This is a genomic window from Streptomyces tibetensis (genome assembly GCF_040647715.1).
GTDB classification, from domain to species: Bacteria; Actinomycetota; Actinomycetes; order Streptomycetales; family Streptomycetaceae; genus Streptomyces; species Streptomyces tibetensis_A.
Map to the genome: position 1 here is coordinate 171,430 of NZ_JBEZCR010000011.1, position 12,222 is coordinate 183,651.

The window sequence follows — 12,222 nt, forward strand, 5'->3', positions numbered from 1 at the left end:
GACGGCGGCGTCGGGCCGGGGTCCGTTCACGGCGGAGGTCAGGGCGCGGGCGGGGCCTCCGGCGGCTCCCCTGGGCCGCCCGGCGGTTCCGCTGGACCTGCCAGCGGCTCGCCTGGGCCTCCCGACGGCTCCGCTGGGCCTCCCGGCGGCTTTGGAGGGGCAGGTGCCTCGTCCGCCCGCTCCTTCTCCTCCGGCGCCCCCTCCAGCAGCACCGTGAGGAGCCGCACCGCCCCCCTCTTGTGCAGCGGGTCGTTGCCGTTGCCGCACTTGGGGGACTGGACGCAGGACGGGCAGCCGGCGTCGCACTCGCAGGAGGCGATGGCCTGGCGGGTGGCGGTCAGCCAGGTGCGGGCGGTGTGGAAGGCGCGCTCCGCGAAGCCCGCACCACCCGGATGGCCGTCGTAGACGAAGACCGTCGGCAGGAGCGTGTCGGGGTGGAGCGGGATCGAGACGCCGCCGATGTCCCAGCGGTCACAGGTCGCGAAGAGGGGCAGCAGGCCGATCGACGCGTGCTCGGCGGCGTGCAGGGAGCCGCCGAGGATCTCCGGGTTGATCCGGGCGCGGTCCAGCTGGTCCTCGGTGACGGTCCACCACACGGCGCGGGTGCGCAGCGTACGAGGAGGGAGGTCGAGCTTCGTCTCGCCCAGGACCTCACCCGTGATGAGCCGACGACGCAGGAAGGAGACGACCTGGTTGGTGACCTCGACGGAGCCGTAGCAGAGGCGGCCGTCGCCCCAGGGGATCTCCACGTCCGTCTCCAGGACGGAGATGGCCGTGGTGTCGCGGGCGACCGTTGAGTACGGCGGGGCGGCCTCCTCGACGAGGGCGACGGAGTCCTCCAGGTCCAGCGACCGCACCAGGTAGGTGCGGCCCTGGTGGAGGTGGACCGCCCCCTCGTGCACCGTCGAGTGCGCGGCGCCGGCGTCGACCGTGCCGAGCAGCCGGCCCGTGCCGGTCTCGACGACCTGGACCGGGCGCCCGCCCTCACCGCGGATGTCCGTCAGGTCGGCGGCGCGCTCACGGCGGGTCCAGTGCCAGGCCCTGGTCCGGCGGCGCAGCAGCTTCGCGGCCTCCAGCTGCGGCAGCAGGCCCTCGCTCGCCGGGCCGAACAGGTCGAGGTCCTCGTCCGTCAGGGGCAGCTCCGCCGCGGCCGCGCACAGGTGCGGGGCCAGCACGTAGGGGTTGTCGGGGTCGAGGACAGTCGATTCGACGGGCTGGTCGAACAGGGCCTCGGGGTGGTGGACGAGGAAGGTGTCCAGCGGGTCGTCGCGGGCGACCAGGACGGCCAGGGCCCCCTGCCCGGCCCGTCCGGCCCGGCCCGCCTGCTGCCAGAGGGAGGCCCGGGTGCCCGGGTAGCCGGCGATGACGACCGCGTCGAGGCCGGAGATGTCGATGCCGAGTTCGAGGGCGTTCGTCGCGGCGAGGCCCAGGAGTTCACCCGAATGGAGGGCTTGTTCGAGAGCGCGGCGCTCTTCCGGGAGATAGCCGCCCCGGTACGCCGCGACACGCCGGGTCAGCGACCGGTCGACCTCGGCCAGACGCTCCTGGGAGATGACCGAGATCAGCTCGGCGCCGCGCCGGGAGCGGACGAAGGCGACCGAGCGCACGCCCTGCACCGTGAGGTCGGTCAGCAGGTCGGCGGCCTCGGCGGTGGCCGTGCGGCGGACCGGGGCGCCCTTCTCGCCGTGCAGCTCGGTCAGCGGCGGTTCCCAGAGGGCGAACACCAGTTCACCGCGTGGGGAGGCGTCGTCGGCCACCTCCAGCACAGGCAGGCCGGTGAGACGCCGGGCGGCCACCGAGGGCTCCGCGGACGTCGCCGAGGCCAGCAGGAACACGGGCGACGCGCCGTAGCGGGCACACAGACGGCGCAGCCGGCGCAGCACCTGGGCGACGTGCGAGCCGAAGACACCGCGGTAGGTGTGGCACTCGTCGATGACGACGTACTTCAGCGACTTCAGGAAGGAGGACCAGCGGGGGTGGGAGGGCAGGATGCCCCGGTGCAGCATGTCCGGGTTGGTCAGGACGTAGTTGGCGTACTGGCGGATCCACTCGCGTTCCTCGAACGGAGTATCGCCGTCGTACACGGCTGGGCGCACCGAATGGCCCAGAGGGTGTGAAAGTTCCTTCACCGACCGGCACTGGTCCGCCGCGAGCGCCTTGGTGGGTGCCAGGTAGAGGGCGGTGGCGCCCCGGCCGTTCGGGGCCTCCGCGCCCTCCAGGAGGGTGGACAGGACCGGCACGAGGTAGGCCAGGGACTTGCCGGAGGCCGTGCCGGTGGCGACCACGACGGACTCGCCGTCCAGGGCGTGCTCGGCCGCCCGTGCCTGGTGGGCCCAGGGATGCTCGATGCCCGCGGCTCGCACGGCCGCCACGACCTCCGCGCGGATCCGGTCGGGCCAGACGGCATGGCGACCCTCACGCGGGGGCAAGTGCTCCGTATGAGTAATGCGCGAAGCCCTGCTCGGACCGGACGCGAGCCGGTCCAGGACCGCGCCCGGCGCGGGCCGGGAGGCGGGGTCCGTCGGGGTCCGATCGGATCGGTGATTCTTGGCCATCGGCACCGAGTGTGTCACTGGAGTGACGGACAATGGAGCCAAGGCGTCGTGCACGCCTGCCGGTAAGTGATTGAATGCCATCGCGGCTGGCGAAGCGTCCAGGGGCTGAAGCCGAATGCCCCTAGGGCGACCGCTCGATAGCAAGGTGCTGGAGGATCCGTGGACCTGTCCCTGTCGACCGAAACCATGGGCGATCGCACGATCGTCAGGGTCGGTGGCGAAATCGACGTATATACCGCGCCCAAGCTGCGCGAGCAGTTGGTCGAGCTGGTGAACGACGGCAGTTTCCACCTTGTCGTCGACATGGAGGGCGTGGACTTCCTCGACTCCACCGGACTCGGCGTACTGGTCGGCGGCCTGAAGCGCGTGCGGGCCCATGAGGGCTCCCTGCGCCTGGTCTGCAACCAGGAGCGCATTTTGAAGATCTTCCGTATCACCGGTCTCACCAAGGTGTTCCCGATTCACACCTCGGTCGAGGAAGCGGTTGCGGCCACCGACTGACGCCGGTCCCGGGCCGTGTGCCCGGGTCGGCCGATGGCCGGCGAAAGAAGACCGAGGGGGCCCGGGCTTCGGCGGCCCGGCGCCTCTCGACAGCACGCCCGTAGTTGCGAGGGGGATGCATGGCCACCGTTGAGCTCCGCTTCAGCGCGCTGCCCGAGCACGTCAGGACCGCCCGGTTGGTGGCGGCAGCGGTGGCGCGCAGGGCCGGAGTGGACGAGGCCGTCCTCGACGAGGTCAGGCTCGCCGTCGGTGAGGCGTGCACCCGTGCCGTCGGGCTGCACCAGACCGTCGGGATCTCAGCACCCGTGAAGGTGCTGCTGATCGAGGAGGAGAAGCAGTTCTCCATCGAGGTCGGCGACGAGGCCCCGCATGTGGTGGCCGGCGAGCGCGCTCCCGGCGCGGGGCCCGGCGATACGGACGGTGAGGCCGACGAGGACGAGATGGGCCTGGCGGTCATCAGCGGACTCGTCGACGACGTCGAGGTCAGCGCCGGCGAGCACGGCGGGCTGATCAAGATGACCTGGCCGACCACACCGCCGCCGACGATTCTGGTCTGACCCCGCCACCTCACTCACCCGTTCTTCCGAAGGGCCCCACCCGTGGGGCCCTTCGTCATGTGCGGGTGTCAGTGCTCGCCTTTACAGTAGTTCCTGTGCCGTTCATCGCGTGAATTCGTTCACGATCATTCATGCGCCCTCCGGCAGTCTCGGAATGCTTTCAGGGCATTACCCCGGAAGGCCAATTCCGTTTATCGCGCTCTGTTTAGATCAGGTTCCGGTACCTACAATCCCGTCCACATCTTGAGCTCAGCCCAAGCGTCAAGGAGGACGAATGGCGGGGCTTTCCCTCTCACAACAGTCGGGCCATCCCACAGACCTCGCAGCCGCCGTACTGACCGATGGCAACCGCGTTCTCATCGTGGTCATCGCGGTCGTCGCACTGGCGGCGCTGGCGGTCGCGGGCGTCCTGGTGCGCCAGGTACTCGCGGCCGGCGAGGGCACCGACAGCATGAAGAAGATCGCGGCGGCGGTCCAGGAAGGGGCCAACGCCTATCTGGCCCGTCAGCTGCGCACGCTCGGCGTATTCGCCGTGGTCGTGTTCTTCCTGCTCATGCTGCTGCCCGCGGACGACTGGAGTCAGCGTGCCGGACGATCGGTGTTCTTTCTGATCGGAGCGGCGTTCTCGGCGGCCACCGGCTATATCGGCATGTGGCTCGCCGTGCGCAGCAATGTGCGTGTCGCCGCGGCGGCGCGTGAAGCGACTCCGGCTCAAGGCGAGCCGGAAAAGGATCTGACCACGGTCTCGCACAAGGCGATGAAGATCGCTTTCCGTACGGGTGGCGTGGTCGGCATGTTCACAGTGGGTCTCGGCCTGCTCGGCGCCTCCTGCGTGGTGCTGGTGTACGCGGCCGACGCGCCCAAGGTGCTCGAGGGCTTCGGCCTCGGGGCCGCACTGATCGCGATGTTCATGCGTGTCGGCGGCGGCATCTTCACCAAGGCCGCCGACGTCGGCGCCGACCTGGTCGGCAAGGTCGAACAGGGCATTCCGGAGGACGATCCGCGCAATGCCGCGACCATCGCCGACAACGTGGGCGACAACGTCGGCGACTGCGCGGGCATGGCGGCCGACCTCTTCGAGTCGTACGCCGTGACCCTGGTCGCCGCGCTCATCCTGGGCTCGGCGGCCTTCGGGGACGCGGGGCTCGGTTTCCCGCTGCTCGTGCCGGCGATCGGTGTGATCACCGCCATGATCGGCATCTTCGCGGTGGCGCCCCGGCGCGCCGACCGCAGCGGCATGAGCGCCATCAACCGCGGGTTCTTCATCTCCGCGGTGATCTCGCTCGTGCTGGTGGCAGTGGCCGTCTTCGTCTACCTGCCGGGGAAGTACTCCGAGCTCGACGGCGTCACCGACAATGCGATTTTGGGCAAGGACGGCGACCCGCGGGTCCTCGCGCTGGTCGCGGTGGCCATCGGCATCGTGCTCGCCGCCCTGATCCAGCAACTGACCGGCTACTTCACCGAGACCACCCGCCGCCCCGTCAGGGACATCGGGAAGAGCTCGCTCACCGGCCCGGCCACCGTCGTCCTCGCCGGTATCTCCGTGGGTCTCGAATCGGCCGTCTACACCGCCCTGTTGATCGGTCTCGGTGTGTACGGGGCGTTCCTGCTGGGCGGCACGTCGATCATGCTGGCGCTGTTCGCGGTGGCGCTGGCCGGCACCGGCCTGCTCACCACGGTCGGTGTGATCGTCGCGATGGACACCTTCGGGCCGGTCTCCGACAACGCGCAGGGCATCGCGGAGATGTCCGGCGACGTCGAGGGCGCGGGCGCGCAGGTGCTCACCAACCTGGACGCGGTCGGCAACACCACCAAGGCGATCACCAAGGGCATCGCGATCGCCACGGCCGTGCTCGCGGCGGCGGCGCTGTTCGGGTCGTACCGTGACGCGATCTTCACCGGTGCGCGGGACGTGGGCGAGAAACTCAGCGGGGACGGTGCCCCGATGAGTCTGATGATGGACATCTCGCAGCCCAACAACCTGGTGGGTCTCATCGCCGGCGCGGCGGTCGTCTTCCTCTTCTCGGGGCTGGCGATCAACGCCGTGTCGCGGTCGGCGGGTTCCGTGGTCTACGAGGTGCGCCGGCAGTTCCGCGAGAAGCCCGGGATCATGGACTACAGCGAGACTCCGGAGTACGGCAAGGTCGTCGACATCTGCACCAAGGACGCCCTGCGCGAGCTCGCCACGCCCGGTCTGCTGGCCGTGATGGCGCCCATCTTCATCGGGTTCACGCTCGGCGTCGGCCCGCTCGGCGCGTTCCTGGCGGGCGCGATCGGTGCGGGCACGCTGATGGCGGTGTTCCTCGCCAACTCCGGTGGCGCCTGGGACAACGCCAAGAAGCTCGTCGAGGACGGCCACCACGGTGGCAAGGGTGGCGAGGCCCATGCGGCGACCGTGATCGGAGACACGGTCGGCGACCCGTTCAAGGACACCGCGGGCCCCGCGATCAACCCGCTGCTGAAGGTCATGAACCTGGTGGCCCTGCTCATCGCGCCCGCGGTGATCAAGTTCTCCTACGGCCCGGACCGGAGCATCGGGGTGCGGATCCTGATCGCCGTCCTGGCGTTCCTGGTGATCGCGGGGGCGGTGTACGTCTCAAAGCGGCGCGGAATCGCCATGGGTGACGAAGACAACGCAGGTTCGGAGCCCAAGTCGGCCGATCCGGCGGTGGTTTCGTAGGGAGGGTTCTCCAGCCCCAGCTCAAGGTGCGGGCGGGCGGCACGCGTTGGCGTGTCGTCCGCCCGCGCTGTGTGGGTAGACGATCACGCGTGAGCCTTCTCTCGCTTGGTGCAAAAGGTTACAAAACGGTCTTAATAGACGTCTGGCGTGCGGTTGTCGTGCATCTGGCGTGTATGTTCCGGGGCCGAGAGCCATGGAAGGGACCAATCCGGTGAACAAGAAGCTCGCGGCCGCACTGTCCGGCGGTGCGGTACTGGTACTGGCGCTGTCGGGCTGCGGCGGCGACGACGGCAACGACAAGCTGGACTCCTGGGCCAAGCAGGTCTGTGACGCCGTACAGCCGCAGGCCAAGAAGATCGAGTCGGCCAATGCCGCGATCCAGAAGGAGACCTCGGACAACAGCACGCCGAAGGACGTCCAGAAGACCGACGCACAGGCCTTCCAGGACATGTCCGACGCCTACAAGGCGATCGGGACCGCTGTGAACAAGGCCGGGGCGCCCGACGTCGAGAACGGCGAGAAGAAGCAGCAGGACGCGGTCAAGGAGCTCAACTCGATCTCCGCCTCGTACGCCTCCCTCAAGAAGCAGGTCGACGAGCTCGACACCAAGGACCAGGGCAAGTTCGCCGACGGCCTGAAGGACATCGCCACCGAGCTGGACAAGCTGAGCCAGAGCGGGAACGACGCCCTCAGGAACCTGGAGGAGGGCGAGGTCGGCCAGGCCATGGCCCAGCAGTCCAGCTGCAAGGCGGCCACGGCGTCGGCGGGGGCCACGCAGAGCTGAGGGGAACGAGCCGCGGGAGCAGCTCACCCCTGCACGGGCACGTGCGACATCCGTCCCGGCGGCCACAATGGGGGGCGTGAGTAACGCCAGCCAGTCACCCCTGCCCCCGCTGCCCGCCTCCGACCGCCCCGATGTCGCCGCCCGGCTCCGGGACGCCCTGCTCGCGGCCTCCTTCACCGCCGACGGACTGCTCGAACTGCTCGGCGCCCCCGCGTACGCGGCGCTCGCCCGGAGCGAGACCGTGCCCGCGCTCCGGGCGACCCGTGGGGACACGCCGCTGGAGATGCTCGTCCGGCTGTTCCTGCTCCAGCAGCCCGTACCGCACGCGCGCGTGGCGCAGGTCCTGCCCGTGGACGCCTGCCTGGAGACCGGCTGGCTGGCCCGGGCCGGCGGGGACGACATCTCCGCGACGGTCGACGTCCGGCCCTACGGCGGTCCGGGCGGCGAGGACTGGTACATCGTGTCGGACCTCGGCTGCGCGGTCGGCGGCGCCGGCGGTATCGGCCGGCGGGACGAAGGCGTCGTCCTCGGAGTCGGCGGCGCCTCCACCACCCTCGCCGGCATCACCGTGCGGACGCCCGTGGCCGCCGCGCTGGACCTCGGCACCGGCTCCGGCATCCAGGCCCTGCACGCCGCACAGCACGCCACGCGCGTGGTGGCCACCGACCTCAACCCGCGCGCCCTGCACATCACCGGCCTCACGCTGGCGCTGTCCGGCGCCGCGGCCGCCGACCTGCGCGAGGGCTCCCTCTTCGAGCCGGTCCGGGGCGACGAGACGTATGACCTGATCGTCTCCAACCCGCCGTTCGTGATCTCGCCCGGCGCCCGGCTCACGTACCGCGACGGAGGGATGGGCGGGGACGATCTGTGCCGCACGCTCGTTCAGGAGGCAGGGGAGCGCCTGAACCAGGGCGGGTTCGCGCAGTTCCTCGCCAACTGGCAACACGTGGAAGGGGAGGACTGGCAGGACAGGCTGAGGTCATGGGTGCCCCGCGGGTGCGACGCGTGGATCGTGCAGCGCGAGGTGCAGGACATCAATCAGTACGCCGAGCTGTGGCTGCGGGACGCCGGTGACCACCAGGGCGACCCGGCGGAGTACCAGGCGCGGTACGACGCATGGCTCGACGAGTTCGAGGCGCGCAAGGTGAAGGCCGTCGGCTTCGGCTGGATCACCCTGCGCAGGACGGACGCCGCTGTGCCCTCGCTCACGGTGGAGGAGTGGCCGCACCCCGTCGAGCAGCCGCTCGGCGACACGATCAGGGCCCATTTCGACCGGCTCGACCACCTGCGCGACCGCGACGACGCCGCGCTGCTCGAAGGGCACTTCCGGCTCGCCGCCGAGATCGTGCAGGAACAGGTCGGGCTGCCCGGCGCGGAGGACCCCGAGCACGTCGTGCTGCGCCAGAACCGCGGCATGCGCCGGGCGACCCGGGTGGACACGGTCGGCGCCGGTTTCGCGGGCGTCTGTGACGGCACCATGAGCGCCGGCCGCATCCTCGACGCCATCGCCCAGCTGATCGGCGAGGACCCGGTGCTGCTGCGCGACCGCACTCCGGCCCAGATCCGGCTGCTGGTCGAGCAGGGGTTCCTGGAACCGGTCCGCTGAGCCGAGGGGCGACCGCAGGGGGCATCGGGGCGGCCCGCCCAATAATTTCGAGTCGATTTGAACACCTCGACCGAAACGGGCCACAAGGAAACGGACGCCCTTGATCCACCGTCGTGTCGCCCCGGCGTTCACCTCGGGTTCGCCTGCCCGCCGCCCGCGCGTGTCAGCCTCCCGTCGCCGGGAGATGCGCGACAGGGGAAAAGGGGCACGACGGGTCATGGAGAGTGAACCTGCGATCTTCGCCGGAGCGGTGTTCTCCCTGTTCGGAGGCGCACTGCTGGCCTGGACCGTGATGCGCGTGCGTCGGCACCTGCCCGTCGCCGAGGGAGTGAGGCCGGCCCCCTCGGCGGCCCTCGCGAGCACCGTCGCGGTGGTCGCCCTGGCGCTCGGAGCGTGGTGCTTCAGCCGCCTCTGAGACCGAGGCCTGCGGCACAGCTGCCGGTGACCGGTACGTCGCGCTCCGCACCGGGCCAGGCCTGGCCCCGGCACTCCGGGCGGCAGGATCGGGGGTAGTCGGGTTACCGTTCGAGTGGCCGTTGCGGGCTTTTCCCGTTTGACACGGGGGCGGGATGTACCGTCACACTCCGCAGCGTCACCACGTACCCAGCCCCGGTAAGCAGCTCCGGGGAGGCCCCAGCGTCGACCGGAGAGAAGAGCGAAGTTGTCCCCGACCAGCGAGACCGCAGAGGGCGGCCGCCGACTCGTCATCGTCGAGTCGCCCGCCAAGGCGAAGACGATCAAGGGCTATCTCGGCCCCGGATACATCGTCGAGGCGAGCGTCGGGCACATCCGCGACCTTCCCAACGGCGCCGCCGAGGTGCCCGAGAAGTACACCGGTGAGGTCCGCCGCCTCGGTGTGGACGTCGAACACGACTTCGCGCCGATCTATGTGGTCAACGCCGACAAGAAGGCGCAGGTCAAGAAGCTCAAGGACCTGCTGAAGGAGTCCGACGAACTCTTCCTCGCCACCGATGAGGACCGCGAGGGCGAGGCCATCGCCTGGCACCTCCAGGAGGTCCTCAAGCCCAAGGTCCCGGTCAAGCGGATGGTCTTCCACGAGATCACCAAGGCCGCGATCCAGGCCGCCGTGGCGAACCCGCGCCAGCTCAACCAGAAGCTCGTCGACGCCCAGGAGACCCGCCGCATCCTCGACCGCCTCTACGGCTACGAGGTCTCGCCGGTCCTGTGGAAGAAGGTCATGCCGCGGCTGTCCGCGGGCCGTGTCCAGTCGGTCGCCACCCGACTCGTGGTGGAGCGGGAACGCGAGCGCATCGCCTTTCGTTCCGCTGAGTACTGGGACCTGACGGGCACCTTCGCGACCGGCCGCGCGGGAGACTCGTCGGACCCGTCGTCGCTGGTCGCGCGCCTGCAGACCGTCGACGGCAGGCGGGTCGCGCAGGGCCGCGACTTCGACTCCCTGGGACAACTGAAGAGCGCCAACACCCTCCACCTCGACGAGGCGAACGCCCGCGCCCTGGCCGCCGCCCTGGAGCAGACACGGTTCGCCGTCCGCTCGGTCGAGTCCAAGCCGTACCGCCGCTCGCCGTACGCCCCGTTCCGTACGACGACGCTGCAGCAGGAGGCCAGCCGCAAGCTCGGCTTCGGCGCGAAGGCCACGATGCAGATCGCGCAGAAGCTGTACGAGAACGGCTACATCACCTACATGCGTACGGACTCCACGACCCTGAGCGACACGGCGGTCTCCGCCGCCCGCGCCCAGGTCACCCAGCTGTACGGCGCCGACTACCTGCCGCCGCAGCCGAGGACGTACGCCGGCAAGGTCAAGAACGCGCAGGAGGCCCACGAGGCGATCCGCCCCTCGGGCGACCGTTTCCGCACTCCCGCCGAGACCGGACTGACCGGTGACCAGTTCAAGCTGTACGAGCTGATCTGGAAGCGGACCGTCGCCTCCCAGATGAAGGACGCCACGGGCAACAGCGTCACGGTGAAGATCGGCGGCACCGCGGCCGACGGCCGGGACGTCGAGTTCAGCGCGTCCGGCAAGACGATCACCTTCCACGGCTTCCTCAAGGCCTACGTCGAGGGTGCCGACGACCCGAACGCCGAGCTGGACGACCGCGAGCGCCGGCTCCCTCAGGTCTCCGAGGGCGACGCCCTGAGTGCCGAGGAGATCACGGTCGACGGGCACGCCACCAAGCCCCCGGCCCGCTACACCGAGGCCTCCCTGGTCAAGGAGCTGGAAGAGCGCGAGATCGGCCGCCCGTCGACGTACGCGTCGATCATCGGCACGATCCTCGACCGCGGCTACGTGTTCAAGAAGGGCACGGCCCTCGTGCCGTCCTTCCTTTCCTTTGCCGTGGTCAACCTCCTGGAGAAGCACTTCGGGCGGCTCGTCGACTACGACTTCACCGCCAAGATGGAGGACGACCTCGACCGCATCGCCCGCGGCGAGGCGCAGTCCGTGCCGTGGCTGAAGCGGTTCTACTTCGGCGAAGGCACGGTCAGTGGCGCCGCGGCCGACGCCGGCAACGGCGACGGGGACCACCTCGGCGGCCTCAAGGAGCTGGTGACGGACCTGGGCGCGATCGACGCGCGCGAGGTGTCGTCCTTCCCGGTGGCCAACGACATCGTGCTGCGGGTCGGCCGCTACGGGCCGTACATCGAGCGCGGCGAGAAGGACACCGAGCAGCACCAGCGGGCCGACATCCCCGACGACCTGGCGCCCGACGAGTTGACCGTCGACCTCGCGGAGGAGCTGCTCGCCAAGCCGAGCGGCGACTACGAGCTGGGCACCGACCCGGCCACCGGCCACACGATCGTCGCCAAGGACGGCCGCTACGGCCCGTACGTGACGGAGGTCCTCCCCGAGGGCACCCCGAAGACGGGCAAGAACGCGGTCAAGCCGCGCACGGCGTCCCTCTTCAAGACGATGTCCCTGGACACGGTGACCCTCGACGACGCCCTGAAGCTGATGTCGCTGCCGCGTGTCGTCGGCGCCGACGCCGAGGGCCAGGAGATCACCGCGCAGAACGGCCGCTACGGCCCGTACCTGAAGAAGGGCACGGACTCGCGCTCGCTGCAGGCCGAGGAGCAGCTCTTCACGATCACGCTGGAGGAGGCGCTGGCGATCTACGCCCAGCCCAAGCAGCGTGGCCGAGCGGCAGCCAAACCGCCGCTGAAGGAGCTGGGCACCGACCCGGTCAGCGAGAAGCCGGTCGTGGTCAAGGACGGCCGCTTCGGCCCGTACGTCACCGACGGGGAGACCAACGCGACCCTGCGCTCCGGCGACAGCGTCGAGGAGATCACCCCGGAGCGCGGTTTCGAGCTGCTCGCCGAGAAGCGCGCCAAGGGGCCGGCGAAGAAGACCGCGAAGAAGGCGGCCAAGAAGGCGCCTGCCAAGAAGACGACGGCCAAGAAGACCGCGGCGAAGAAGACCACGACCGCGAAGAAGACGACGGCGAAGAAGACCACCACCGCGAAGAAGACGGCCGCCAAGACGGCGACCGCCGCCAAGTCCGCGGAGGACTGAGCCGACAGATCGCCGCCGGGTTCGGGAAGGACTGGCGGACGGATTCGCC

Annotated in this window: 8 protein-coding genes; 7 read left to right on the forward strand and 1 reads right to left on the reverse strand. The window is 70.0% G+C overall.

The genetic code is table 11. The features are described 5' to 3' along the window. Positions 1-38: 38 nt before the first annotated feature. Positions 39-2,636 carry a DEAD/DEAH box helicase gene (locus AB0B29_RS28050; RefSeq protein WP_362244237.1) on the reverse strand — a complete coding sequence of 866 codons (2,598 nt, stop codon included), beginning with the start codon at positions 2,634-2,636 and terminating at the stop codon, positions 39-41. A gap of 78 nt (positions 2,637-2,714) precedes the next feature. On the opposite strand from AB0B29_RS28050, the gene bldG reads away from it, so the two are divergent. The 7 genes from bldG (at position 2,715) to topA (ending at position 12,173) form a co-directional block, all read left to right on the forward strand. Then, positions 2,715-3,056 (forward strand): anti-sigma factor antagonist BldG, encoded by a 342-nt coding sequence (gene bldG / locus AB0B29_RS28055; protein WP_003991900.1) that lies wholly within the window; start codon positions 2,715-2,717, stop codon positions 3,054-3,056. Positions 3,057-3,175: 119 nt separating this feature from the next. Continuing rightward, positions 3,176-3,613 carry an ATP-binding protein gene (locus tag AB0B29_RS28060; protein WP_362244238.1) on the forward strand — a complete coding sequence of 146 codons (438 nt, stop codon included), beginning with the start codon at positions 3,176-3,178 and terminating at the stop codon, positions 3,611-3,613. Between the two features lie 274 nt (positions 3,614-3,887). Continuing rightward, positions 3,888-6,293, forward strand: a complete 2,406-nt coding sequence (locus AB0B29_RS28065; RefSeq protein WP_362244239.1) for a sodium-translocating pyrophosphatase — start codon at positions 3,888-3,890, stop codon at positions 6,291-6,293. 193 nt (positions 6,294-6,486) lie between these two features. Beyond that, positions 6,487-7,077: a small secreted protein gene (locus AB0B29_RS28070; protein ID WP_362244240.1), complete on the forward strand. Its 591-nt coding sequence runs from the start codon at positions 6,487-6,489 to the stop codon at positions 7,075-7,077. Positions 7,078-7,144: 67 nt separating this feature from the next. Beyond that, positions 7,145-8,683, forward strand: a complete 1,539-nt coding sequence (locus tag AB0B29_RS28075; RefSeq protein WP_362244241.1) for a DUF7059 domain-containing protein — start codon at positions 7,145-7,147, stop codon at positions 8,681-8,683. A gap of 217 nt (positions 8,684-8,900) precedes the next feature. Beyond that, complete coding sequence (locus tag AB0B29_RS28080) at positions 8,901-9,098, forward strand: hypothetical protein (protein WP_362244242.1); 198 nt, start codon at positions 8,901-8,903, stop codon at positions 9,096-9,098. A gap of 246 nt (positions 9,099-9,344) precedes the next feature. After that, the gene (gene topA / locus AB0B29_RS28085; RefSeq protein WP_362244243.1) at positions 9,345-12,173 is read left to right on the forward strand and encodes a type I DNA topoisomerase; all 2,829 of its coding nucleotides are present in this window, start codon (positions 9,345-9,347) and stop codon (positions 12,171-12,173) included. The last annotated feature ends 49 nt before the right edge of the window (positions 12,174-12,222 follow it).

What these genes read in the sequence shown, in the direction of transcription:
- AB0B29_RS28050 (WP_362244237.1), bottom strand. Translation starts at nt 2,636, where the DNA reads ATGGCATTCAATCACTTACCGGCAGGCGTGCACGACGCCTTGGCTCCA.
- AB0B29_RS28060 (WP_362244238.1), top strand. Translation starts at nt 3,176, where the DNA reads ATGGCCACCGTTGAGCTCCGCTTCAGCGCGCTGCCCGAGCACGTCAGG.
- AB0B29_RS28065 (WP_362244239.1), top strand. Translation starts at nt 3,888, where the DNA reads ATGGCGGGGCTTTCCCTCTCACAACAGTCGGGCCATCCCACAGACCTC.
- AB0B29_RS28070 (WP_362244240.1), top strand. Translation starts at nt 6,487, where the DNA reads ATGGAAGGGACCAATCCGGTGAACAAGAAGCTCGCGGCCGCACTGTCC.
- AB0B29_RS28075 (WP_362244241.1), top strand. Translation starts at nt 7,145, where the DNA reads ATGGGGGGCGTGAGTAACGCCAGCCAGTCACCCCTGCCCCCGCTGCCC.
- AB0B29_RS28080 (WP_362244242.1), top strand. Translation starts at nt 8,901, where the DNA reads ATGGAGAGTGAACCTGCGATCTTCGCCGGAGCGGTGTTCTCCCTGTTC.